The sequence below is a fragment of the Lutispora saccharofermentans genome, assembly GCF_024363565.1.
GTDB classification, from domain to species: Bacteria; Bacillota; Clostridia; order Lutisporales; family Lutisporaceae; genus Lutispora; species Lutispora saccharofermentans.
This window is the reverse complement of the sequence record NZ_JAJEKE010000004.1, coordinates 187,028-214,003: the sequence shown is the minus strand read 5'-3', so window position 1 is coordinate 214,003 and position 26,976 is coordinate 187,028. Positions and strand designations below refer to the sequence as shown.

Genomic DNA, 26,976 nt, shown 5'->3' with positions numbered 1-26,976 from the left:
GAGGAAAGTATGCAGTCACATATTGGAGAAATGGCAGCTTTGGCTACGGCCATATGCTGGACAATCAATGCGATCGCTTTTGAGTCTGCAGGTAAAAAAGTAGGCTCTATGTCGGTAAATTATATAAGACTATTCATTGCCTTCTTTTTGCTTGGAATTTGTTCGTTTATTTCCCGAGGCGTTGCCCTTCCTGTTGATGCAAATGCACACACATGGTTTTGGCTTTTGATATCGGGCTTGATAGGCTTTGTGCTAGGTGATCTGTTCCTCTTTCAAGCATATGTGGAAATAGGGTCAAGAATATCGCTGCTCATCATGTCCGCAGCACCTCCTATAACCGCATTAGCAGGATTTTTGATCATGGGAGAAAAGATTTCTATCCTCGGTCTGGCAGGGATGTTTATCACCATGGGAGGCATATGCCTTGTAATACTTAGCAGAAACCCTGCGGAGAAAAAAATCCGGTTCAATCGTCCGGTGAAAGGCATTGCATATGCCTGCATAGGGGCCTTAGGACAAGCCTTCGGGCTTATTTTCAGCAAGCTTGGAATGGGCTCATACAATCCTTTTGCGGCGACACAGATCAGGCTGATCGCTGCCTTCATAGGCTTTACCGTTATCATAACAATGAAAAATAAATGGCTGGAGATAAGGGCTGCTTTTGAAGACAGGAAGGCAATAGGCCAGATAGCCATAGGAGCCGTATTCGGGCCCTTCATCGGAGTCACATTCTCTCTTTTGGCAGTTCAATATACTGCGACAGGCATTGTTTCATCCATAACATCCGTATCGCCGGTGCTCATAATACCGATTTCAATCATGATATTTAAAGAAAAGATACTCCCGAAAGAGATAGCAGGAGCCTTTATTTCCATAGCAGGAGTGATCCTATTATTTTTATAATTTAACTCGTTATGGTAGATGATAAAAGAGTATTTCACTGAACTAACCCGCCCTAAGAACCCGCCTCTATAGGAGGCTAATACTAAGGACGGCTAAGTCCAGCATGGACTCGACTAACATTCAGTGGAGTTGAAACCCCACTGAATGAAGTCTCGTTCAATGTGAAGAGGCTTAGAGTTTGTTAGTTTTGACGCAGCCCTATACAAGCTTACAAAGTCTTAGCCTCGAAGCTTTATACTTGTTATCAGCCAGCACAACGAGTTAAATCATAAGAAAATTTAAATATGCTTAAAAAGAATAAGGAGGAGAACTAATGGATTTTGATGTTTTGGTGGATAGAAGGAATACCGATTGTGTCAAATGGGATGGACTGAAAGACATTTATGGGCGGGATGATGTCTTGCCCCTGTGGATTGCCGACATGGATTTCAAATCAAGCCCGAAGATAATTGAAGCAATAATAGAAAGAGCAAAGCATGGAGTCTTTGGGTATCCCCTGGACTCTATGAAGACTTTCCAGTCCTTTATAGAATGGAACAGCAAAAGAAACAGCCTTTATATAGATGCGGAGTGGATATTGACATGCCCGGGGATAGTGACAGCATTTTGCCTTGGAATACTTGCCTATACAAAAGAAGGAGAAAAGGTGATGATACAAACTCCAGTGTATCCTCCATTCCATTCCGGCGTAAAGGACAATGGCAGGGTGCTGATAGAAAATGAGCTCATAGAAAAGGATGGATACTATACCATAGATTTTGAAAGCTTCGAAAAAAAGATAAAGGATAACAATGTCAAGCTCTTCATACTATGCAACCCTCATAACCCCATAGGCAGAGTCTGGAGTAAGGAAGAACTGGGAAAAATGGCAGACATCTGTTTGAAGCATGATGTGAAAATATTTTCCGATGAGATCCATTCAGACTTAATATTTCCGGGAAATAAATTTACCTCTATATTATCATTGGATGAAAAATACAGAAGCATAACAGCGGCGGCCATGGCACCGAGCAAAACCTTCAACATAGCGGGGCTTTCATCCTCCATAGTGCTGATACCCGGTGGGGATATGAGGAAGAGGTATGAAAAAATCAGTGAAGGTGTTGCAATAGGAGGGCTTAACATATTCGGGCTCACTGCCATGGAAGCAGCTTATAAATATGGAGAAGAGTGGCTGGAGGAAGTTTTAAAGTACATAGAGAAGAATTCCGACTATATGGAAGGCTTTATAAAAGAAAACATGCCCGAAGTCAAATATAGAAAGCCGGAGGCTACATATTTAGGCTGGCTGGACTTTAGAAAGATTTTCTCAAAGCAGAAAGATTTAGATGACTTTTTAATAAACAAGGCCAAAGTAGCGTTAAACAGCGGTATAACCTTCGGCAAAAACGGAGAAGGCTTTGTCAGAATAAATTTAGGCTGCCCAAGGTTTGTACTCATTGAGGCGCTCAACAGGATCAAAGGTGCGCTGGCAATATGATTTGAAGAAGCAGTGAATGCAGCTATTCGGCTGTGCTCACTGCTTTCGATGTACATAGCCGGAGTTCTTTTGGCGCTTATTGGTAGAAAATGTCCGCCAAATAGGCACCATTATAAAAATGCTTTTGCAGAGCCCTTATGTTTCAAGGCTTCCCGTTATGGCATAGATATTGCTTATAATTATTAATAAGTTCAAGGAGTATCTAAAAACAAAAAGGGGGAAGGAACTATGAAAAGACTGGCAGTATGGATGGTCATTATCAGCATGGCGGCTTTAGCTTTTACAGGATGTTCAAGCCAAACAAGCTCTGAAGTGAAATACGAAGATGTTTACCGCACAACTTTTTCCACTGAATACAAGACATTAAATCCTTACAACTTGTCATCCACTTCAGCCTATACTATGGTTGCCAATTCTATCGACGGGCTGGTTGAAAACGATAAATACGGAATGATCGTACCTTCATTGGCGGAAAGCTGGAAATCGAATGATGATTACACAGTCTGGACATATAAGCTCAGAGAAGGTATATTCTGGGTGGATCACACCGGTGCCAAGACCGAGTATGAAGTAACGGCCGATGACTTTGTCGAGGGTATAAGATATATTGCAGATCCCAAAAACGGAGCCAAGAATATCAGCACTATAAGCAAGGTCATAAGCGGATTGTATGATTATTATTGGGATCTTGCGGATATTGACGACGGAGAAGATATAGGCAAGACCCGCGAAGATGTTTTGAAATCCTTTGATGAAAAAGTGGGGGTCAAGGCGTTGGATAAATATACGGTGGAATACAGCCTTGATTCGTCTACTCCTTTTTTCAATTCATACCTGGTCATCGAATTGTTCTATCCCGTAGAGAAAGCATTTCTGGACAAGGTTGGGGAAGACTTCGGCACGTCAATGGACAAGATGCTTTATAATGGTGGTTACTATATATCCACATGGGAGAGAGATAAGCTGGTAGTGCTCACAAAGAATGAGCATTATTGGGATAAAGACAATATTTTTGTCAAAGAATTGAATTTCCAGAGGGTCGGAGATGAGATAACAGGTCTTGAGATGTTCCAGAGAGGCGAGCTCACTGGATGCTCCATAACGGCGGATCAGCTGAAGGCCTTAAAGGGCAGCGAATGGGAAAAGTATATCTATCTGAAGGATAAGAATACGGTCACATTTTGGTTCACGATGAACTTCATATCAAAAAATCAGGAATTCAGAACCTTTATAAACAATGTTAATTTCAGAAAAGCGCTGCTTTATGGTATAGACAGGGTGAAGATATCTGCTCTTTACGAGCCTGACAACCCGGAATTTTTCGTCAGAAACACTATTATTCCCGAAGATACGCTGATAGATCCCAATGGTGTGGATTATACGGATTATCCCGATCTGAAACCGATCAAAGAAAATATCCCATACGATCCTGCCAAGGCCAAGGAATATATGCAAAAAGCCGCAGCTGAGCTGTGCAATCCGGATGGGACCATAAAAGGATTGTCACCTGCAAAGGTTGATATGGGGAATATAGCGGAGTTTCAATCCGATGCAAAGCTTCCCGTGGAGCTTGTTCTTGCAACGACCACAGATCCGCTGGAGACTAAAAAAGCTTTGCTCATAGCTGAAATGCTTAAGCAGAATCTTGGAGAAGAGAATATAAAGGTCATCGTCGGTTATTCCGCAACAAGCTTCCAGGACGAAGTATTTTCACCCATGAATTTTGATCTGGTTGACGATTCCTACAGCTTCCGCTTCGCAGATCCTTCGGCAAACCTGGCAAGGCTTACCACGGATGGAAGCTTGAATGAAGGCGGATATGACATACCTGAGTATGATCAGCTTGTGGGAAAGGCATCTTTGGAAAACAACATAGCGGAAAGATATAAGCTGTTTTCGGAGGCTGAGAAATATATGTTGGACAATGTATATCTGATGCCTTATATGACGGGAGGAGGCTCATACAGGATGAGCAAAGAGCTGCCGTACCAGACTCCTATGGGCGGCTTCGGCCTTACCAGATTCAAGATGAAGGGCGCCAAAATACAGGATAAACCTGTAACCATCGAGCAGTATAATGAGCTGAAGGTGCAGCATGAAAAAGAAATGGCAGAAAAATTTTCAAAGGGGAATTAGAGTTCTATGAAAAGATATATATTGAGGAGGTCGCTGCAGTCCCTTGCAACGATCTGCCTTGTGATATTTGTCGTATTTATGATGCTTAGGATGATGCCTACCTCGGGGTATTTCACCAGAGAAGATTATCTGAACATGACGGAAGAGATGAGGATGGTGTATCTCAAAAATTTGGGGGTACTTGACCCGCCCCTCACTCAATTCAAAAATTTTGTGGTGAAGCTGGCCCAAGGAGACCTTGGGAGATCTATAACCGTTTACCCCAAGCTTAGCATAACTACTATATTGAAGGAGAAGGTCGGCTACTCGGCTGCCTTTGGGTTTGCCAGCATGGTGCTCAGCATAGGCATAGGAATGCCTATGGGCATGCTGATGGCAAGGTATAAGGATAAGCTTCCGGACCATCTCGGAACGGGGTATGCCGTTATCGTCCGAGCAATTCCCAGCTTGATATATTTATTCCTGTTTCAGGTTTGGGTATCCAAGATCTTTGGACTTCCAATGCTGTTTTATAAGGACAGGCCCGAATCCTGGATATTGCCGGCCATTTCACTCTCCATATCAAGCATAGCATGGTATGCCATATGGCTGAGGCGCTTTATGGTTGATGAGGAAAATCGGGAATATATCAAATTTGCGAAGGTAAAGGGCTTCTCTAAGAAATACATCATGAGAAAGCATGTCCTGAGAAATGCCTTGGTTCCTATAGCCATAGGAATTCCTTCTGATTTTCTTTTGATCATATCGGGCTCCCTTATTATAGAAAATCTTTATTCAATACCGGGAATGGGGGGCCTTTTGATAAACTCAATAAAACAAATGGACAATAACCTGGTTCAGATTTTGGTTCTGATATATGCATCTTTATCTGTCATAGGTGTGTTTTTAGGGGACTTGCTGGTCGTTCTTGTAGACCCCAGAATAAGACTGTCGGAAAGTGAAGGCTAGGGTTATGAGAGAATTATATGATGGAATAGAAATAACGGAAGAAATGTTTGAAAGCCTTGATTATGATGAAAGGCTGTCCGAAGAGGGCGGCTATACCAATTATTCTTATTGGAAATCCACCTTCAGAACATTTTTTAAGAGCAGGCTTTCCATATTCCTGATGCTGCTTATATTGCTGCTGGTGTCATTCAGCTTTGTCTATCCCTTGGTCTCCAAAACCGATCCTAATCAGGTGACGCTGGACATGGAAGATTGGAATGCCAAGTCAAGTCCGGAGCATTGGTTCGGCACTGATGGGCTGGGGCGGGACATCTGGGCCAGGACCTGGTACGGCACCAGGAATTCGCTGCTCCTGGCTTTGACCATAGCGCTGGTGGAAGTGGGCGTAGGCAGCATAGTGGGAGCTTTTTGGGGATACGTGAGGAAGATGGACGCCATTATGATAGAGCTCTATAATATAATCACAAATGTTCCGTCTACCGTTTATTTGGTGCTTCTATCCTATATCATGAAGCCCAGCTTTACCACCATAGTTATTGCACTGGCTTCAAGAGGCTGGATAAGCGAGGCAAAGTTTATGAGGAACAAGATCCTCACTCTCAGGGAAAGCGAGTATAATGTGGCATCCCAGTGCCTGGGCACCCCTCTTGTAAGAATTGTAAGCAAAAATATAATACCTCACTTGGTAAGTCTCATCATAATGGAAGCCGCATTGACTATACCCTACTCCATAGGATCGGAAGTTTTCCTTGGCTTTATAGGGCTGGGGCTGCCTCTGGACATGGTGACCCTGGGAAATATGGTGAATCAGGGCAGAGCCAACTTCATGCTGTATCCATACCAGATGCTTTATCCTACCTCCGTATTGTGTTTGATAACCATGTCATTTTATCTGGTGGGTAATAGATTTGCAGATGCATCAGATCCTAAAAACCATTTGTAGGAGGAAAAATGCAAACAAAAATTTTTGAAGCCAAAAATATTGAGATAAAATTTAATCTGCGGGGCAAGGTTCTCACTGCGGTGCGCAATTCATCCCTGGACCTGTATGACGGAGAGACCCTGGCTATAGTGGGGGAGAGCGGCTCGGGGAAGAGCGTATTCACAAAATCCTTTGTAGGCATGCTGGACAAAAACGGCTGGATAAGCTCGGGCGAGCTGCTGTTTGAAGGCAAAGACCTGGCCCGTTATAAAACGGAAAAAGAATGGCTGACCGTAAGAGGCAAGAAAATAGCCATGGTATTCCAGGACCCTATGACCTCATTAAATCCGCTCAAGACGATAGGGGAGCAAATAAGCGAGGTAATAACCTGGCATAGAGGCACAACCAAAGAGAAAGCAAGGGAAGAGGCCGTTGAAATATTGAAGATGGTAGGCATACAGGATGCGGAGCTGAGGTATAAGCAGTATCCCCATGAGTTTTCCGGAGGGATGAGGCAGAGAGTCGTTATCGCAACTGCAATAGCATGCCGTCCCAGAATATTGATATGCGATGAGCCTACCACAGCTTTGGATGTCACCATCCAGGCACAGATATTGAAGCTGATAAAGGATGTTCAGGCAGAGATGGGCATGAGCGTCATATATATTACTCATGATCTGGGTGTCGTCGCCAATGTGGCGGACAGGGTTGCGGTGATGTATGCAGGACAGATCGTGGAATACGGACTGAGCCATGAGATATTCAAAGAAGCCAGGCACCCCTATACCAAAGCCCTGCTGCTGTCATTGCCCCAGTTGGGAGTGAAGGGCAAGAGCTTGCATTATATTAAGGGGACCCCTCCTAATCTTTATAAGGAGATAAAGGGAGATGCATTTGCACCGAGGAATCCCGATGCCATGAAGATCGATGCGCTTTTGGAGCCTCCGTTTTTCAAGGTCAGTGAAACCCATTATGCCAAGACCTGGCTGCTCCATGAGAAGGCTGTCTCTCATAAGAGATTTGAGACCTCGGAGAGCTATGCTTCCGCTGCCCTGGACGGGAAGAAATATCCCGGGAGCAATAGGGACAAAAAGGAGATTCTGGTCTCATTAAAAGATGTGAGCGTAAAGTTTAAACTAAACGGAAAGGAATTCAAGGCGGTTTCGGATGTGAGCTTTGATATATACAGGGGTGAGACATTCTCTTTGGTAGGGGAAAGCGGCTCGGGCAAGACAACCATCGGAAGGGCCATAATGAAAATACATCCCACCTCGGATGGTATAATAGAATATAAAGGCAGAAGGGTAGACACAAAGCTTAGCAAGGTCGATATCAAGCATTTCAGGCAGAAGGTCCAGATGATATTCCAGGACCCCATGGCATCCTTAAACGAGCGTGCAAAGGTTGACTATATAGTTTCGGAAGGGTTATACAACTTTAAGCTTTTCCAAAGTGAAGAGGAGAGGAAGAGAAAGGTTGAAGCAGCCATGGAAGAGGTCGGGCTCCTCAAGGACTTCTTGACCAGGTTCCCCCATGAATTTTCAGGAGGCCAGAGGCAGCGCCTGGGAATAGCGAGGGCGCTTATCATGGACCCGGAATTCGTCATAGCGGATGAGCCTATATCAGCTTTGGATGTATCGATCAGGGCCCAGATAATCAATCTTTTGAATAACCTTAAGAAGGAAAGAGATTTGACATATCTGTTCATTGCTCATGACCTGAGCGTTGTAAGATTTATCTCTGACAGGATTGCCGTCATATACAAGGGGCATATACTGGAGCTTGCAGACAGTGAGGAATTGTTCAGGAATCCTCTGCATCCCTATACGAAATCTCTCCTGTCGGCAGTCCCTGTGCCTGATCCTGATGTTGAAAGGAATAAAAGCTTGATCGTGTATGATCCTAAGATGCATGACTACAAAGTTGATAAACCAATATGGACGGAGATTAAAAAAGGCCATTTTATCTGGGCTAACAGCCGGGAATCTGAAGGATATCTAAAGGAATTGGAAAAGCTGAATAAGCAGACAGGAGGCTTAATATGGGAGGAAAACTGATAATAGCCGGAGGAAATCTCAGCTATTGTGCAGCTATGATACACAGGCGTTTGATCGAATATGCGGGAGGAGCGGATGCGAAGCTCGCTATAATACCGACAGCATCAGGGCAGGATCCTGCAAGCACCATCGAATATGTGAAGGAGCTCTGGATCAAGCTTGGCGCGGACCCTTCAAATATTATCGTTCTTCCCGTTTACGGCGAGGAAGGCAAGGGCTGGAGGGAGCCGGCTTTGGGGGATGAAGGAAGCATATTGAATATGCTTGAAGGGATCACCGGCGCCTGGTTTACAGGCGGGGATCAATATTATGTACATAAGGCCTTTGTCCGGAAGGACGGCAGTGATACAAAAGCGCTGGAATACCTGAAAAAGGTGTTCCGGAACGGAGGCGTAATAGGAGGTACCAGTGCCGGAGCAGCCATAATGAGCGAAGTGATGATCGCTTCAGGGGATAATGCTACTGCCCTAAGCTCTCCCATATTATACGGTTATGAGGATTATGATGACAGCGATGAGAGCGGTGAAGCCAATCTGAGGATCGTAAAAGGTCTTGGCTTTTTCACGAAGGGAATAATAGACCAGCATTTTGACAAAAGGCCGAGGCTCTTCAGGCTTATCAGAAGCTTGACGGACTACGGCAGCAATCTGCATATGGGATATGGCGTCTCAGAGGATACTGCCATGGTCTATGACAGGGAAACAAAGAACATTACCGTGCTGGGCAGGGGCGGAGTTTATATAATAGACTGCAGCAAGGCAGAGAAAGCCAGAGACATTGATTCCGTTACGGTAAAAAATGTAGTCGTGAACGTCATCAAAGAAGGCGATTTATACAATCATCTAGGAAACATATTCCTGTTTGGGGACAGCCAGCTTGGTTCAAAGGAAGGGATAAGCTGAGCCCCCAGGAGGAGCATTATCCCACATAGGATATATGCATACATGGCAGCCTTGGTGACCTGCTCTTCAGAGAGCTCCTTGTTTTCAAAGCTGCTGTCATATTCATCTATGTTGTAAACTCCTTTGCTTTTGAAGAATGTCACTCCATCCAGCTTCAGATAGCATATCCAGCCCAATAGGAGATAGATCGCGCCGAAACAGGATGCGGAAAATATAAAGTAGATATTTGATTTCAGGATCAATTCACCGATTATGAATGAAATGGCAAGAGATATTGATAACCCAGAGAAAAGCTTGTTGTAAAATACAAACCTCATGATAACATCTCCAACGCTATGATATCAGTATTATAGCATGATGCAAAGCGGCTGACAATGAATAAGAATGTAAAAGGTGATAGTATGCAAAATAGGATTATCCTGATAGCAGGGTCTAAAAATACAAAGCAATTTTTATACAGGCAGCTCAGAGAGTTTATACCTGATACGATGACCATAGGGGCTTATGCCAGCGAAGATGGCATAGATCCGGTGCTGAAATGCGAATTATTGATAGTTTCAAGCGCCGGAATGAAAGAAGAGCTGGATCAGATGAACATCCAATATGATTGTGAAGATATCATAATCTGTGAAAGAAGCATAAATTTTGACTTTATTGATCAGGTAGCGGATCTTCCGGTGAATGAAGAGGTTTTATTGGTCAATGATGAAAAGGGAACAACGGAGAGTGCTATAAATGACTTGATAGAGCTTGGCCTGAACCATATAAAATATTACCCCTATTATCCGGGGATCCCCAACTATAAGAAGCTGGATACCGCTATCACACCCGGCGAGCCTGATAAAGTACCAAGCTGCGTTACAAGGATAATCAACATGGGGCCCCGCATCATAGATATAAATACCTTGTACAGCATCATGGATAAGCTTAATCTTGACAACCGGGATACAAGATTTATTACAAAGAGATATATGCAGAAGATAATAAATGTGTCCAAAAGCATTTCCGCCGTCAACAGAAGCGTGCAGACATTGAACGGCTACCTCAACAATATTGTGGATAATCTGGTGAACGGCATTCTGGTTTATGATGAGCAGGGATACATAAAATACGCCAATGAGGAAATGGGAAATGTATTTTCATTGGAAAAGAAGAGCATTGAGAACAAGAATCTGAAGAATATTGTTGACAAGGTGATGCTGCAATATTTTCTTGGCACTGATGTATATGAGAATAAGTCGCTGAGTATAATGGGCAATCAGGTAAAAATGTCCAAGTTCAGGATTCCTCACAGCTCTAATATCGTGGTCACTACAAACAGGGATGAAAAGAACAGCATGAAGAAGAGCTACTATCAGGACCTTCTGCTCAGGGGGCATCTGGCCAAGTATAATTTTGACGACATAATAGGGAGCAGTGGTCCTATTAAAGATACAAAGGCCGTCGCTCTCAAATTGTCAAAATCGGAGCTTACGGTTCTCATCGAAGGTGAAAGCGGTACGGGCAAAGAGCTTTTTGCAAGCTCCATACACAATAACTCAAAAAGGAAATACGGGCCTTTCCTTGCAATAAACTTCAGCGCTCTGCCGGATGAATTGATAGAAAGCGAGTTGTTCGGATATGAGGAAGGAGCGTTTACCGGGGCAAAAAAGGGAGGAAAGATAGGGCTGTTTGAATTGGCGGAGGGAGGAACCATATTTCTGGATGAAATAGGCGATATTTCTCCAAAGGTTCAGACAAAGCTGCTGAGAGTATTGCAGGAGAAAGAGGTCATGCCCTTAGGGGGCACTGTCATAAAGGGAGTGGATGTGAGGATAATTGCAGCTACCAATAAAAATCTTTACAAGATGGTTTTAGAAAAACAATTCAGATCGGATCTGTATTACAGGTTGAAAATAGGCTATATCAATTTACCGCCCCTGAGGAATCGCTTGAGCGATATAGAGGAGCTTGTGAAATACTTTATAAAGACTGAAGTCACTGAAGATGTGAGGGTATCTCAAAGCGTGCTAAATGAGTTCAAAAAATACAAGTGGCTGGGCAATATAAGGGAGCTTGAAAGCACGATAAAATATATGCTTGCGGTTCGTACGAGCAATATCTTGACGCTGGCTGACCTTCCCGACAGGAGGTTTTTTGTGGAGGATCTGAGCTATATGGTTGCAAGTGATGATGCAGGATATGACCATATAGACGATGAGACCAGGCTTATTTTAGAAGCAATAGAAGCGCTGCAGAATGAAGGCTTTGCAGCAGGGAGGGAAAAGATAAGCGAAAGGCTCAATGAAGCAGGCCATAACATAACCCAATATCAAATAAGAACAAGGCTGGAAAAGCTTGAGAAAAAGGGTTTCATCCGCATAAGGCGGGGTAAGCAAGGGACTATTCTTACAGAAAAAGGCTTAAGATGCTTGCATCAACGGATATAAATACATGCAAGAAGGCCGGAGACTCATAAAAGGAAGCAGGGAAGTCACCAAGAAATAGTTTGACTATATCAGGAGGGTTATCGTGGTATTATTGATTAAAAACGGCGTTATACTAAGCCCCGATCATGAAGGGCAAAAGGATGTATTGACTGCGGGCGGCAATATAGAGGCAATAGATGAAAATATTAAGCTATCGGGAATTGAATGTGAAACAATAGATGCCAAAGACTGTTATGTGGTTCCCGGACTTATAGACAGCCATGTCCATATCTGCGGGGGAGGAGGTGAAGGAGGATATAAGACCAGGACACCGGAGATCACGCTGACGGATATCACGATGGCAGGCGTGACCACGGTGGTAGGGGTCCTTGGAACAGATGGGACCACAAGGACCATGTCCAATCTCCTGGCCAAGACCTATGCATTGAATGAAGAGGGTGTGACAGCTTATGCCTATACGGGGTCATACCAGATCCCCGTGCGGACAGTGACCGGCAGCATAACAGATGATTTGATACTCATAGAAAAAATAATCGGCACGGGTGAAATAGCCGTATCGGACCATAGATCATCGGTTCCTACTGTAGAGGAGCTGTCAAGGATAGCCTCAGAAGCAAGGATAGGCGGGATGCTGTCAGGAAAAGCGGGGATAATAAACCTGCATCTCGGCGATGACAGGAGGCCCCTGGACATACTGTACAGATTGCTGGAGAACTCAAGCATACCTATAACCCAATTCCTTCCCACACATATGAACAGGAATAAATGGATATTCAAGGATGCTGTTGAATTCGGGCTGAAAGGCGGATATATCGATTTGACCACAAGCACCGTCCCTAAGTTTATAGAGGATGGAGAGGTATCAAGCAGTAAAGCCATAAGAATACTCCTTGAGGAAGGAGTACATCTGAATCAAATAACAGTGTCCTCAGACGGACAGGGAAGCCTTCCCGTATTCGATGAAGCGGGCAAGCTGAAGGAACTCAAAGTCGGCAAATCATCCTCCATCCTTGAATGTATAAGAGAGCTGCATTTTGATGAGAAGCTTGAAATAGAAAAGGCTATACGGATTGCCACCTCCAATCCTGCAGAAATACTCAGGCTCAGGAGCAAAGGGCGGCTAAAAGCCGGGTATGATGCGGACATAGTTATTTTGAAGAAAGAAAGTCTGGAAGTGGATACCGTAATATGCAAGGGACGCATAATGGTAAGAAGCGGGAGAGCAATAGTGAAAGGAACCTTTGAATAAAGCTTGGGGCATTTGCCCTAAGCTTTATTTACGGCATTTGCCACGCTTCTTATGAGTCCCTTGCTGGTTTTTGTGGCTCCGCTTATGCTGTCTACCTGAAGGCTTTGTTTTTTGATGATTTCTTTTGGAAGCATCATGAATACTTCCTCATACCAGCCCTTGCTCTCGTGATGCTCAATAATTTTTATTTCTGCGATCCTGCCCTCTGTGATGGTTATCTCGGTTAGGATTTTACCGGCGAAGCCCCTGGCTTCCCCCTGATAAGTGCCGTCCCTTAAGCTGCCGAGGCGGATATCCGCTCCATGTAAGCTTCCGGCAAACAAATGGGGCACACCGAGCCATATAAATATGAAAAGCGTCAGCATCAGCGATGCATAAGCCTTTAAAGATATTCTTTTTTTTCCTAAGGCATGATGGATTCCCTGAATACCTTGAGACTTGCAGCCATCTATACAATCCATGCATCTTATGCATTCCGGAGATATGGTGTCGCTGCCGGCAGAAAGCCTTATGCCCACAGGGCATCCATCCAGGCATATGCCGCATCGGCTGCAGCCGCTTCCATGTTTTAAGGAGAACAGGCTCAGCGAACCAAACAAGGCCTGGGCTGCTCCCAGGGGGCATAAATACCTGCAGAAGAATCGGGAGAGAAACATTGAAGCCAGGAAGACAGCCATCAATATGGCAAATCCCGTTTTCATTTCAGCCCAGTTATAAGGAAGCCTGAGCAGGCTCAGAAGCGCTCTCCAGGGAGATAAACCTGCTATGATCGCCCCATATCCGAGTATGGAAATAAGCAAAATGGATAAAAGGATGGGATATTTAAAGAACAAAGGATTGAAAGCCTTCTTCACTTTGGTGTCGAATCTTGGAATCTTCATTTTGCTTCCGAGCCAGGCAGAAAAGTCCTGCATGGCTCCTATGGGGCAGAGCCACCCGCAAAAGAATCTTCCGCCTATAACGGCTATGGTCAGCAAAGCTGCGGTCAATGCTGCGCTTTTGCTGATCCCTTCAAAGGTGTAGCTGCTGTCCGTTGCAAATTGATGCAATGCACTCCAGCCTCCATATGGATTTAAATCTCCTATTCCCAAAAGCTTAAAGCTCAGCTTCCCGTCGGTATAGAGATCGTAAAGGAGAACAATGATTATAAGCGCGATGAATATGGAAGCCTGCACAAGTCCCCGGCCATATCTTGTTCTAATTTTCTTCATAGCGTATCTCATCCTAATTCTGAATTTTGCTTATCCTGAGCATATCCTTTATGGTCATATCACCTGCTATTACATCCGCTTTATTGCCTGATGGCAGCAAATATGCGTTTTTTGCTTCGCTTGATGATATCCGGTACTCTTTCCCGTTCATATCTGTCAAAACTAGCTTATCCCCATTCTCCAAGACCATGCCTGCTTCCTCGAGAGCTGCTCTGAGCCTCATCGCCTTTCCCTGGGGGATGGTCTCTTCGTCGATGATCTTCATCATTACCCCAGGGAATATGACGGCATCTGTGGTAGTGGAGAAGTGGCTCATTTCTTTTACATTCATGCCCAGCTTGAAGGCGGGGCCGATGTTCATGGGAGCATTCTGCCCTTCAGTTTTGATATAATACCTGTCCCTGACCATGCTGATGGTTTCATTTTTTATCAGTCCGTCGGAGCCTGCCATAGTGAAGAATCCATTTTGATCCACATAGTCAAATTTGGATAGTATTTTGCCTACCAGATAGGACTTGTCCTTGCTGCCGTAATATTCATAGTAATAGGGCTCTATGTTTCTCACCAATGCATCAAATATGTAAACTCTTTGTATATCCTTGGGCGAGATGTGAGTATATAATTCGATCTTGTTCACCATCTTAACCCAGTAAACCCCCATCTCATCAGGAACAACTATCCTTACAGGCTTTTCTTCCCTGGGTATTTCTTTATCGTCAAGCATGGTGGCGAGAATTATATCTCTGCTTTGAATTATATCCTTGCTTATCATAGCATAATAATTATCCCGGCCTGTGATGCCGACAGCCTCGTAGGAATCAATATCTATGCCCTTCTTCTTCAGTATATCCTTCAGAAGCGGTCCTGAAGCCCTGGTATCGATCTTTACCCCTGTAGTTTTTTGAAGTATGGTTTCCGTGGTGACCTGGGGGTATTGAGCCAAATCTTCAGTGGTGATCCTCACGGAATTATCATCAGGCCATGAGATCATAAAGCTGTTTTCGTCCTTTTCCCACATTTCCTGCGATATGAAATTTTCCACCGGATCTTTTTTCACATTGGTCTCAAGATAATTCCAGGCTCCTATGGCAGAATTCACATTGTTCAGCACAGCCTGGCTGGATACGCTGGCTCCCGTTACCTGGACTATATCCGTGGGTTTTTGGGGGTCCAACACCACCCTGTTAAGATATTCAAGTAAGCCCAAACCCTCGAATCTGTCGGTAAACCAGCTTTCCTTTATGCCGTCGGCATAAAGAGGGGTGTCCCCTTGTTCAAGAATCCTTATCCCTGCGATTTTCCTTTGTTCATTATCCATGACTATCAAAGCCTTTATAGTGCCTTCATAGCCTGTGCCGGAGGCTATAAAAGCTGACGGCTTATCATCAATGCTGTAGATCTTTTCTATGGCCGGGAAATCCTTCTGTATAACGGGATCGCCGGACGCCCCGTCGATGAGCTTTATAGCTCCGGCCTGAGGCAGGATATCCTTTATCATCACCTTTTCTTTTCGAGTATCATTCATGAACCATAGTGCAGAGGATACTACAATAAGAAACACGAGGAGTATGATCATGTAAATATTTCTTTTCTTCATATTCCGCACTCCTAATCCACTACTATTTTGGCTATATTTTGCACCCATTGAGGTTTATTCACATCTCCCGGTTCCTTCTGCCCTATGACAAGGCGGAAGGGAGCTCCTTTCTGCGGATCATAATCGCTGCCGTTTTCATGCCAGGCGATGATGACAGGATATTTTTTATCCGGATCTTGCTCGTCGATATAATCCTCTTTTAAGGCTTGCTCCAGGGTCAGCTCCTGCTTGTAGCCGTCGAAAGCGATAAAGCTTATAGTTTTGGCATTTTTATTCAAGCCGGCCTTATCTAAAACTGCTTTTACCTTCACGCCTTTAAAGTGAAAATATTCCTTGGTGCCGTAGCTGTTCAATGAAAAGAAATCATCCTCAAAATAAGCGTCCTTCATGGCTTTTATTTCATCCAGAGAAAACAGAATGGATTTTTCTACGCCTGTACCTTCTATCTGAAAGCAGGCTTTATCATCCGATTTAGAAGATTCCTTTTTTTGCGGCTCTGCCGGAGCTTCTGCAGGTGTTGCCTTAAGGACATCTTCCGGAGGCTGCTCCTGGGGGGCTGCTTCTTCGGTTTCCTTTTGAACTTCCCCGGGCTGCTCATTGGCTTTCGTTTCGTCGGCGGTTTCTGCCAAGCCTGCAGCCGAAGCAGGAGGGATTTTTGCCTGGCATGCCGTCAATAGAGATAAGGATAACAAAAGGATCAATAAAATTGAAAATACATTATTCCTGTCTTTCATAGTTCACCTCCTTAGGTATAGAGCTCAGATCTCAGAACTCAGGGTGAATGTATTCCTCCTGGGTCAGGGGAAATGTCAAACACGAAAAGTCACTGAAACTTCACAAAAAATCACTGAAAGTTTGATAACATTAAACTTGATTCCACTGCATAAACTCTGTTGTCCTGGCTGATATAAGAGTGCATAGTGAAGGAGCTTAGAGTTTGTTAGTTTTGACGCAACCCTATGCAAGCTTACAAAGTCTTAGCTTCGGAGCTCTGCAGTTGCTATCAGTCAGGACAACAGATGAAAGTAGAGTGATTGCAGTAAAATCATTTTTTCATGAATATATTGTCCGTCAAAGCATGGACTACGCCGCCATTGCTTCCTGCCCACAGCGTATCTTCTGTTACGGCTATGGAGAATATCGAGTCTAAGCTGCTGATGTCCTGCCAATCTCCGTTGGCTCTGCTGAATTTCTTGCTCACTGTTTTTGGCTTCTTGCAGAAGAATATTCCTTTGGAGCTGGTTCCGATCCACAAACTGCCTTTGTAATCCACAGCAATAGTTCGTATTTCCGCATTATCCTTCAATTCGCCGGGGAGCAGTTCCTGTCCTGTATATTGAGCTTCAATCTCTCCCTTAGGGTTTACATAATCAATCCTGCCTCCTGCATTTTCCATGGTAGAGTAAGAACCGGACTTTACTACCCATGCTCCGCCCTGGGGGTCTATGGAAATGCTTCTTACCCATTGGTCGGCAAATTTAGTATTTTTGGTGTCTGTATATGCCTTTATAGCTCCTTCCTTGGTCATATAGGCATATCCGCCGCTGTATATATTCTTTTCCGCATCTGTTGTATCAGGGTAGCATCCTATCCAGATGCCGCCTTTGGTATCCGCCGTCAGTGTGCCGACTGATTGGGCGGGCAGCCCGCTTTCCTTGGTCCAGTTCTTCCAGCTGTTGTTGGCCGGGTCAAAGCAGACCAGGCCTGAAGCGGTGGCGAACCATATCTTGCCGCTGCTATCTATTTCCACGCTCTGCACAAAATCCGATATTAGATTGCCCTTGGTGCTTTCCTTTGTATAATGGATCACTTTTCCGTCTTTGAGATAAGCGGCCCCCTTTTGATTTTGAGGCTCCATGCCTCCGAGGGTAAACCATACGCCGCCTGCTTTATCTATGGCTATATCGTTTACATAGCTTCCCGGCAAGGTCATGGCATTTATCTTGCCTGCTGCATCCAGATAAGCCGCTCCGCCTCCATAGGTGCCTATCCAAAGGCCGCCTTTATCATCGGGGGCTACGGCTCTCACTCCTGCTACAGGCAATCCGCCCTTATCCCCGCCCAGATAGGAGGTAAATGCTTTTTCGGCAGGCTCTGATGAGGGGACACTGCCGATGTTTCCGTCTACTACTACCTTGACTACATTCTTCAGGCATGCTCCCTGGTTCAAGTGAGCGATCATCCTTATGGGCCCGCCTTCGTTGCCGCTGGTGTATCCGTCGCTGTTGGTATCCGTAACCAGCGGATTCCCGTCTGCAGCATAGGAAAGCATGATTATCTTTCTGTCCAGACCGTCTGCGATTCCTTTTTCCAGAGCATCCCTTCCGAATACGGACAGAACATCTCTTGAGAATCCATCTGATGCGATAACCTTCACAGAGGTGATGTCTGCTCCGGGCTTGAGCTCTGCCTTTTGGGTGATGAGCTTCCACAGGTCAAGGCCTTCATGCTGATGCTCCCCGATATAGGTATAGGAATCTCTCAGTATTATGTCATCCATGGCTTCAAGCTCACGGAGAGTATATTTCTTCTGGTTTGCCAAAGCAGTTCCGGTAAGCTCCAGATAGCTTTTGTCCAGATACTGGCTGTAGGCAGGGCTCATGTCATGCTTCCAGCTGGTGGCTTCAGAAGCTTTGACGGTTATCTCCACAACATTTTTTAGTATGTTGGAGGAATTGATGTCTTCTGCGGACTTCTGGCCTACTATTAGGCACAGAGGGCCTCCCGAATTGTTATAGCCGGGGTCATAACCCTTAGAGTCCTTATCCGGTACAAGCGGCTTGCCGTTTTCAAGATTGCTGTGGGTTATTGGGCTTGAGCCATAGGCCAATATCATCTTCAAATCCGCTGCTTTGGTTGCACCGTTGAGATAATCAGTTTTCATGACCTCCGACAATGAGAAGGTCAGGCTTTTTCCGTCTGCAGAGGTAAATACTGCTTCGCTGGCATTGGATTGGAGTCCTACATCCGCAGAGCGTAAGAAACTGTATAGATCTATCCCTCTGTAGCGGATCTGCTGTTCCGAAGCAGTCTTCTTCACGTTATAATCGGCTGTGATCGCGAGGGTCTGCTTGTCTTCTATGTCCGAAACCTTGAAGGTCTTAGGTGCACTGAGCTTAGTTCCCGGGCCTTCAATGGTTATGGTGCTGTTTTTCAGTTCGTTATAAGGTGATTCTATGTGGGCATATTTATCGGGCTGAAGATTTATTGCAATTGAAGCAACCGCATTTATGGATTTTTCTTGGGGCATGATCATCATAAGAGGCCCGCCGTCGTTCTTCACATTGATCTTCTCGCCTGTTCCGTCCGTATAGGAGCTGACATAACCCTTAGAATCCTTATCTGATGTCATGGGGGCGCCGTTTTTAGCAAAAGCCAGGATGGATTTTTTGCTGTTATAGAATATATCATCCAGGGATACGGTCAAGGATTCTCCCTCAGAGCCTGTAAAGATCACTGTGCCTTTGATCCCGGGTATCTGGGCCTTCTCCTTCAGGAAATAGCTCAGATCTATACCCTCATACAAATCGCTGTAAGCTTTATCGCCTTTTTTGACCTCGTAGAAATCCTTTACTCTAGCCTTAACTTTTTGAGTATTGGAGATATCAGCTCCGTAAATCATATTTTCTATATCTGCTATTGTATAGCTCAGATTCTTGAGAGTGCTTCCATCCATGCCTATCACTTTTACATCTATCTTTTGAGAAGCGAGAGATTTATAATTTTCGTCCGGATTCCCGCTGTGGGTGCTGTAATTGACTTCATTGCCCACGATTATCTTATCCAGCAGCTTGGCTTGCTTTGAGCCGTTGGCATGATGGTATTCTGTTTTGCCGGATATGATGCGCAGGGGTCCGCCGTCATTGCCAAGACCGCTCTTATAGCCGTCCAGAGTATTTTTTATGACATATGGATACCCGTTGACCCCATAGGCTACCAAAACGGGATAACCGGTGGATCTTAAATCATCTTCATCCTTGGAAGCGTATTTTCCGTCATTCAAATCGGCGGGATTCTTTTCATAGTATCCGAATAAAGCAGGGTTTGCTATCTGAGCCAAAGTAAATTTGTCAAAATCCTTATAGCCGTCTGTGGCGGTAAATTGCACTACGGTCTTGGAGTCTTCGCCCTTGGCCATGGCTTCGGGGACTCCGGATTTTTTCAGGAGCTCCCACAGCTTAACCCCTTCATATTCATTGACATACCAGTAGGTTGAGTTGGAGAGGCTATATTCGGCTCTATAGCCCATGCCGCCGGCAGCGGGCTTGCCGTCTTCGTACTTGACCATATCTTCTATTTGCTTCACTGTATAATTTACTTCTCTTCCGACCTTATCTCCCGTAACGGTTATTATGTATTGAGAATTCTCTGCTTTGTCGTAAGGGGCTTTATCATGCTTATAGCCCGGGGAGTCATTCTCTGCCACATAGATGTAGGCAATATTTCCGAACTTGGTATAGTTGGGGTTCGGATCAAAGCTGAAGGCTGATTTATCATAAACAAGCTTTATACAGCCATCTTCGTTGCCCAAGGACGCATCGGCACCGGCTCCTGCATCATAGATAAAGGGCCTTGGATTGGAGCCGTCCCGGTTTGCGGTTCCATAGGCTATGATTATGGGCTTGCCCTGTGCTTCAGCCTGGGCAATTTGCTCTAAGGTAAATTCTGCTATTGTCTGTCTCACCCTGTTTTTTAAGAGCACCTTATAGGCGGAATCGGTGAGCTTTATACCGGTTGTGCCGGAGGTCATATTCTTCAATAGGTATTCAAGACGGATTCCTTCATATTTAAGGACTGTCTCTTTCCCGCTTCGAGTATCCTTATAATCTCCGTGGAAGGCACCTGCATTTTGGTTCTCCATTTCTCTGATGGAGAGAGGTATGCTGGCCGCAAGGCCGGGACCTTCAAAGGTCAATGTTGCTCCTGTTATTGCATCTATATTGTAAGGTGCATCGCCGGCAACTCCGCCGTTTGTAATGTGCTTGTAAGAGCTCTTGGAATAGTCTGTTCCGCTGGACGGAGTGACCTTGATCTCGTTGACCAGCTTTATTAAGGAGCCATTTTGGCTGTATATCCTGAAATAACCGACTATAGCCGGGTTATCCTTTGCAGTGTCACAGACTGCTTTGGAGTCACCGGAGCCGGTGCCTGCTTCATAGGCAAGTATGTACTGCTTGGAGGAATCTTTTATATCTCCTACGGTAACGGGATCATTTGCATAGCCGTCGGCAGATATAAATTCTACTCTGTCCTTATCATCATAACCCTTCAGCAATTCGCCCAAGGGTACACCCACACAGTAGTCCGCCATCGGGCCTGTTTTTTTAGTGTAGGTCCAATTGCCCGCTATTTTAGGCATGAGAAGTATTTCAGCTCTTGTATAGTCCTTGTTCCCTATTTTCAGTACAGCAGGAAGCTCATCACCCACAAGTATTTTTTGTATGGTCTTATTAAACAGGGGGTTATTCTGTTCCTCTACATGCTGCTGGCCTACCATCAAGAGGGGTGCATCCTTATCAGTCAAAGCTTCTAAGGAACTGCTTTGAGGAATTACCTCAGGTTTTCCCCTATCGCCGGCTCTTCCGAAGGCTAGTATGGTATCCACGGGGATTTTGCCATCGGCTTGTCCGCTGCCCAGCTTTGGGAAATAATATCTTTCCATACCGTAGGAAGGGGTGGTCAATACCTTGGAAGTAGTAGAATCTCCTTTATGAGAAGGGTTGAAGGTGACCTTGTAACCATCCTTGGCTGCAAAAGCTATTTTGAACAGATCATATTTGTCTTTGGTAAAGCTTGATTTGCTCAGGAGATCATCGACTTTTACTCCCTTCCCAAGATATATGCTCTTGGTGGGAGTGGTGTTTATTGTGGAGTAAAGATTTGTAACATGCTGCATTGACATGAGTTCGCTTAGAGTATACGATTTTTCATCGGTCAATCCTATGCCCTGGCCCGTAACCACCAGGATAGGCTGCTCCGTCTCAGGAGTCCATGCTTCTGCGTATACAGAACTTCCTGATACATCCGGAGCTATAAGGCCAAGAGATGAAAAAATAAGGGTAAAGGCCGTTAAGAGCGCCAATACCTTCAAGGTTTTCTTAGTGCTTGAATAGCTCATAATGTTCTCCTCCTATTTAAAATTTTGGTACAGTTTACTCGCAATGGAAATGAGCAACAAAAAAACTTCTTTTATAGCAAAAAGAAGTTTTAAAAAGTCGGTTTATTACTCCTTTTCGCACTGGAAGGCACTGCAGTTTCCTGCAATACCCTTTCGTTTTATGCATCTTGCGCGTACAATTCGTTTAGATGCATAAAATCGGAGTATTTCTGTTTATTGAGCTTATGGAAATTATATCTATATTATAACGTTAAACAAGTGTCAATGCAAGGCCAATCCCCCTGTTGTTCAATATTCCGGCTCTTCCACTATATCGGAAGCACGCTTTATATAATAGATGCCGGTTAAGCAAGAGATCATGTCCGATATGGGAAATGACAGCCAGATGCCCGTTAAGCCCATGGATTTGGCCATTATAAACATAAGAGGGATGAACACTACAATTTGCCTGTAAATGGACAAGAGGAAGGACCCTCTGCCTTCCCCCATTGCCTGGTAAAAGTATATTGCAACATAATATACGCCTACAACGGGAAAAATGGATATTATGGTTCTCAGGATTCTTATGGTATCTATAAGCAGTTCGGAATCAGCCATAAAGAAGCCTATGATATATTGGGGGAAGATCATCATCAACAGCCACACAATAGCTGATGACACAGTCACATAATCGATTGCTTTTTTTACCACATCTTTTACCTTATCATAATTATCAGCTCCGTAATTAAACGCCGCTATAGGCTGCATGGAAGAGCTTATGCCGATCACGGTAATAAACAGGAACATTGAGATTCTTGTGGTAACACCTATTATTATCAATGCTTTATCTCCTCCGTAGGACAGGAGAAGGTTGTTCAATAGCACAGCTACCACTGCGTCGGATATTTCTATCACAAAGGTCGAAAAGCCTACCAAGAGGATCTCTGAAGAGATACCATGATTAAATCTGAGCTTCCAGCCTAAATTCAAGTCCTTTTTTACATAGCTGAATTTGTGCCATGCATATAAGAAGGATATGAACTGAGATAGAACTGTTGAAATTGCTGCTCCTTTTACGCCCAAAGGATAATAGGCCACCAATACATAATCCAGTATTATATTTAAAATAGCTCCTAAGCCTGTGGCCTTAAGAGTTATTCTAGGGTTTCCCAAAGCAGTTATTATATAGCACATTACTATGGTTAAAGATTGAAATATGCCTCCGAATATCACAGTACCTATATAGTCCTTGGCATAGGGCAATATATTGATGCTTGCACCCAGTCCTATTATTATGGGATCCAAAAGGAAATACAGGAGAGATGTAATTGCAGACATTATCAGTATGGTAAGGACCAAAGAATTTTTTATTACAGCTTTTAGATCATCATAATTTTTTTCTCCCAGATATCTTGATGCCGCGGTATAGGAACCCACAGCTATCAAAAGGCCCAGGGCAGAAATAAGGCGCTGAACAGGGAAGGCTATTGCCAATGCTCCTATGGCTGTGCTTCCCAGGTACCGGCCTACATATATGGTGTCCACCATGTTATATAGCTCTATGACTAATAGAGCTATGATGGTAGGCACTGCAAATTTAATGAGAAGTTTATCTGTGTTTTCTGATTTGAATATATTTCTATTGATTTTCATGTCGATCACAACCTTTCGTCAACGGACAGACATCATTCTCAATAAAAAGTATATACATATTTGTAATTTTTTTCATTCACCAAGGTAACCGTTAAAAGGTATAAGTTTAAGCACCTGAAGTTTTTCGTAAGTCGTCGAATAAATAAAAAGCACCATGTTATAGGTGCTTTTGTACTTTTTGAAGCTGAATCAAATTGGCTCCATAGCCTTCTAAGGCTGATATTATGTTAAAGACAGGGCTCTTGCCTGCATTATAGAATTTTACAGAAGGTCCGGATGCAGTGTCAAGCAGCTTTAGTTCTTCACCAGTCAAAGCTTTAGGAGCCCCGATGGAAATCCAATTATCGTAGGTTGATCCGTTTTTTTCATTTATATTGTAAGATATGACCCTGAAATCATCGGGAAGGGAAGATAAGTTGATGGAATATTTTCGCTTCAGCATGGTTCTCATTCCAGATTTTTTGAGGGCTCTATCTTTGATCCCAGGGCTTTTCAGCTTATCGTCATAGAGGTAGAGCAGTATCTGATAGTTTCCATCACTTTCGGTTATTATATATCCGTCTCCTTTATCGATCATATTTTCTCCCAGGAGGGATAGAAAGCTGTAGGCATAGTATGAAGGTTTTTTCATACCATATTTATTTATGAGACCCTTTCCGCCGAAGAAAACGGAATTATCAATTTCCTCATCACTCAATTCGTCAAAGAGTGCCGGGCACGGCATATCCTCCTTTTGGTTTATATAAGCATCGATGATCAGCGGTATCATATAAGTAGTATCATATAGAGGATCAAGGCTTAAGTCAGGCTTCCCGTTTATATCCTTGAAGGCACCTATGGGCCAATCCTTCATCGCATCTTCACCGAAAAATCCTTCGTAATATTTTATGAACAGATCTGTATCTATACCCTCATCATCCAATATGATCTGGGGGATTATATCCAATCTCATCAGTGAGGAAAATATCTCTCTCATTTCTTCCCAATATGCCAGCTGGGCAAAGGGATCAGTTTTTTTCAAAAAAACATCGCTTATTATCCCGTATTTGAAGTTTAAATCCTTCTTCGCTTGAGCTATATATGCCATTTTCCTTTGGGAATACAGCTCTTTGCAACAACCTAAATACACGGCCTCAATCCCTGTTGTCCATGAATCCCCATGGGTATTGCCGATCAGGTCGATATCCAGCTTTATTATCCTGTTTTCAGAATGAAATCTAGGATAATACTCAAGATAATTTGCAATATGCTCCAGAGCGGTACTAATAGGAAGAGTGTCATACTTTTTCATAGCCTCATATTCTTCGGCAGACAAGTCATGCTTCTTTCTATATTGCATCGGAGTGCATCTATAGTGCTTCTTAAAATGCTTATTGAAATATCTTGTATGTGAGAATCCTAATTCCTCTGATATTTCCGATATGGTCTTATTGGTATCCAGCAGAAGCTTTATGGCTTCTTCTACTCTGGTAAGATTAAGGAAATCATTGAAGCTGTACCCTACATTATTTTTTATGCCGTAGGATAGATAATGAGAGCTGAGATATTCTCTTCTGGCAATGTCCTGGAGGCTTATCCTGTTATGATAGTTGGAATATATATACTTTATTATCCTGTCATATCTCTCAAATTGAACCTCATTATCCTTCAGGCTTTCTTCATCGTAGATGAGATAATGAAAATTATTGATGAGATGATACAGCAATTCCACCAAAGTATCTTCTATAAACTCCTCAAAATCCTCGCTTCTCTGGAACAACTCGCACAGCAGTATAGCCAGGTGCTCCCGCAATTTTTCATATTTTTCGGATTTCTGCACATCCGCATCGGAGGTTTCAGTATAAAAAAACATATTCTCTATATCGTAATATTTATTTAAAAATCCGGTATCGATATTAAATATTAAAGCCTTGTTGTTGCCGCTTCTGCCGGATATGCTGTGGGCTTCGTCACTATTGATTATTTCTATCTGGCCTTCCTTTAGAACATGGGTTTCCGTTTCTATATTGACGCTGATTTTACCTTCTACTACATAGATTATCTCCATGGCCTTATGCCAATGAATAGGATAATGCTTACAGCTATGATAATGTACATTGACAGGCAAATTAGGCGCAAACTCTATAAACTCCCTTCTCATCATATCGGCTCCTCGCTATTAAGTTTATTTTGTATATTTATGAAAGGGATGGATTTAGTACCGCTAGTAAAATTGTATCAATATAGAATAACGGGGTCAAGTTTTAGAAGCAGCGGGCGGGAAATACGTAAAATGACGTATACTTCAGATGGCATTTTTACGCAATTCGTAGGATGAGATTAAATTTTCATATTGATAGAATGAAAGTATAAATGCATATAGTCATTTGCAAAGGGGGATAAAATCATGGCGGTTGAAGTAAATATGCCGAGGCTTGGGATGACCATGAAGGAAGGTACACTTGTCAAATGGTTGAAACGGGAAGGTGATCACGTAAAAAAGGGAGAATCGCTTGCTGAAATAACTTCCGAAAAAATAACCAATGAGATTGAGGCTCCCTCCGATGGTATCCTGGATAAAATCCTGGTTGGTGAAAATGAAACGGTGGACGTTGGTGTGGTTGTAGCTTATATTGCTGAATCATCCGGCGAAAGAAGCACAGTACAGGGGGAAGCAGTGGGAAACGGAAAAGAGCAACAGGAAGCAAAAGGGCCCAAGACCATACTTGAAGAAAAACCTCTCAGTGGCCTTAGAAAGGTGATAGGGGAAAGAATGGCAGAGAGTCTGCGGCGTTCACCTCAGGGAACTATGACCACACGAGCTGATGTGACTCAAATTATAGCTTTAAAGAATGACTATGCAGAACAAGGCCATAAAGTAACCGTCACCGATATATTTGTGAAGATAGTGGGGTTAGCTTTGGAAAAGAATCCGGTTCTTAATGCTTCCATAGAAGATAACAAGCTCATTTTTTACAAGTCGGTAAATATCGGTGTGGGAGTGGGTACTGAAGAAGGATTATTTGTGCCCGTAATAAAAAATGTGGAAACAAAAAGCGTACTGGATATATCAAGGGAACTGAAAGCTCTAGCAAAAAAAATCAAGGATAAGAGCATAAACTCTGATGATATGACGGGTGGGACTTTTACTATAAGCAATTTAGGAATGTTTGATGTTGACATTGTTACACCGATAATCAATCCTCCGGAAGCTGCCATACTGGCGATAGGAACAACTCGTAAGGAAGTAGTAGTATCAGAAGACGGTACAATGGCTGTCCGGCCTATTACTACTCTTTCTCTTACTGCTGACCATGCTGTGATGGACGGGCTACCGGCGGTTAGATTCTTAACATCTATAAAGGAAATCATGGCAAACCTAAATGGGTATCTGGTTTAGGTCGGAGGTGAAA

17 protein-coding genes and 1 riboswitch are annotated in these 26,976 nt (G+C 43.7%); of the genes, 10 read left to right on the top strand and 7 right to left on the bottom strand.

Annotated features, from left to right (window positions below):
* Positions 1–9 precede the first annotated feature (9 nt).
* From LJD61_RS07215 to LJD61_RS07185, 7 genes are all read left to right on the top strand, one after another.
* Positions 10–903, top strand: a complete 894-nt coding sequence (locus LJD61_RS07215; RefSeq protein WP_255226855.1) for a DMT family transporter — start codon at positions 10–12, stop codon at positions 901–903.
* A gap of 313 nt (positions 904–1,216) precedes the next feature.
* Entirely contained in the window at positions 1,217–2,383 is a 1,167-nt protein-coding gene (locus LJD61_RS07210) for a MalY/PatB family protein (RefSeq protein ID WP_255226854.1), read from the top strand.
* Between the two features lie 228 nt (positions 2,384–2,611).
* On the top strand, positions 2,612–4,519 hold the full coding sequence (locus tag LJD61_RS07205; protein WP_255226853.1) for a peptide ABC transporter substrate-binding protein: 1,908 nt from the start codon (positions 2,612–2,614) through the stop codon (positions 4,517–4,519).
* Positions 4,520–4,525: 6 nt separating this feature from the next.
* Positions 4,526–5,467, top strand: a complete 942-nt coding sequence (locus tag LJD61_RS07200) for an ABC transporter permease (protein ID WP_255226852.1) — start codon at positions 4,526–4,528, stop codon at positions 5,465–5,467.
* 4 nt (positions 5,468–5,471) lie between these two features.
* Positions 5,472–6,410, top strand: a complete 939-nt coding sequence (locus LJD61_RS07195) for an ABC transporter permease (RefSeq protein WP_255226851.1) — start codon at positions 5,472–5,474, stop codon at positions 6,408–6,410.
* Between the two features lie 8 nt (positions 6,411–6,418).
* Positions 6,419–8,446, top strand: a complete 2,028-nt coding sequence (locus LJD61_RS07190) for a dipeptide ABC transporter ATP-binding protein (protein ID WP_255226850.1) — start codon at positions 6,419–6,421, stop codon at positions 8,444–8,446.
* Complete coding sequence (locus LJD61_RS07185) at positions 8,431–9,348, top strand: cyanophycinase (RefSeq protein ID WP_255226849.1); 918 nt, start codon at positions 8,431–8,433, stop codon at positions 9,346–9,348. The genes LJD61_RS07190 and LJD61_RS07185 overlap by 16 nt, the downstream gene beginning before the upstream one ends.
* On the opposite strand, the gene LJD61_RS07180 is transcribed toward LJD61_RS07185, so the two are convergent.
* The gene (locus tag LJD61_RS07180) at positions 9,285–9,665 is read right to left on the bottom strand and encodes a hypothetical protein (protein WP_255226848.1); all 381 of its coding nucleotides are present in this window, start codon (positions 9,663–9,665) and stop codon (positions 9,285–9,287) included. The genes LJD61_RS07185 and LJD61_RS07180 overlap by 64 nt on opposite strands.
* A gap of 57 nt (positions 9,666–9,722) precedes the next feature.
* On the opposite strand from LJD61_RS07180, the gene LJD61_RS07175 reads away from it, so the two are divergent.
* Together LJD61_RS07175 and iadA are read left to right on the top strand one after the other, a co-directional pair.
* Positions 9,723–11,777, top strand: coding sequence for a sigma 54-interacting transcriptional regulator (locus tag LJD61_RS07175; RefSeq protein WP_255226847.1), 2,055 nt, complete (start codon positions 9,723–9,725; stop codon positions 11,775–11,777).
* A gap of 82 nt (positions 11,778–11,859) precedes the next feature.
* Positions 11,860–13,026 (top strand): beta-aspartyl-peptidase, encoded by a 1,167-nt coding sequence (gene iadA, locus LJD61_RS07170; RefSeq protein WP_255226846.1) that lies wholly within the window; start codon positions 11,860–11,862, stop codon positions 13,024–13,026.
* A gap of 17 nt (positions 13,027–13,043) precedes the next feature.
* Here iadA and LJD61_RS07165 read toward each other — a convergent pair whose 3' ends face one another.
* From LJD61_RS07165 to LJD61_RS07140, 6 genes are all read right to left on the bottom strand, one after another.
* A complete protein-coding gene (locus LJD61_RS07165; RefSeq protein ID WP_255226845.1) occupies positions 13,044–14,237 on the bottom strand; it encodes a 4Fe-4S binding protein in 1,194 nt (397 codons plus the stop codon).
* 13 nt (positions 14,238–14,250) lie between these two features.
* Positions 14,251–15,834, bottom strand: a complete 1,584-nt coding sequence (locus LJD61_RS07160) for a molybdopterin-dependent oxidoreductase (RefSeq protein ID WP_255226844.1) — start codon at positions 15,832–15,834, stop codon at positions 14,251–14,253.
* 11 nt (positions 15,835–15,845) lie between these two features.
* The gene (locus LJD61_RS07155) at positions 15,846–16,568 is read right to left on the bottom strand and encodes a molybdopterin-dependent oxidoreductase (RefSeq protein WP_255226843.1); all 723 of its coding nucleotides are present in this window, start codon (positions 16,566–16,568) and stop codon (positions 15,846–15,848) included.
* A 311-nt stretch (positions 16,569–16,879) separates the two neighbouring features.
* Complete coding sequence (locus tag LJD61_RS07150; protein WP_255226842.1) at positions 16,880–21,952, bottom strand: ligand-binding sensor domain-containing protein; 5,073 nt, start codon at positions 21,950–21,952, stop codon at positions 16,880–16,882.
* 92 nt (positions 21,953–22,044) lie between these two features.
* Positions 22,045–22,168, bottom strand: a riboswitch (molybdenum cofactor riboswitch).
* Between the two features lie 72 nt (positions 22,169–22,240).
* Positions 22,241–23,584 carry an MATE family efflux transporter gene (locus LJD61_RS07145; protein ID WP_255226841.1) on the bottom strand — a complete coding sequence of 448 codons (1,344 nt, stop codon included), beginning with the start codon at positions 23,582–23,584 and terminating at the stop codon, positions 22,241–22,243.
* A 157-nt stretch (positions 23,585–23,741) separates the two neighbouring features.
* On the bottom strand, positions 23,742–25,724 hold the full coding sequence (locus tag LJD61_RS07140; RefSeq protein WP_255226840.1) for a helix-turn-helix domain-containing protein: 1,983 nt from the start codon (positions 25,722–25,724) through the stop codon (positions 23,742–23,744).
* Positions 25,725–25,970: 246 nt separating this feature from the next.
* On the opposite strand from LJD61_RS07140, the gene LJD61_RS07135 reads away from it, so the two are divergent.
* Positions 25,971–26,963 carry a dihydrolipoamide acetyltransferase family protein gene (locus LJD61_RS07135; RefSeq protein WP_255226839.1) on the top strand — a complete coding sequence of 331 codons (993 nt, stop codon included), beginning with the start codon at positions 25,971–25,973 and terminating at the stop codon, positions 26,961–26,963.
* Positions 26,964–26,976: the final 13 nt, after the last annotated feature.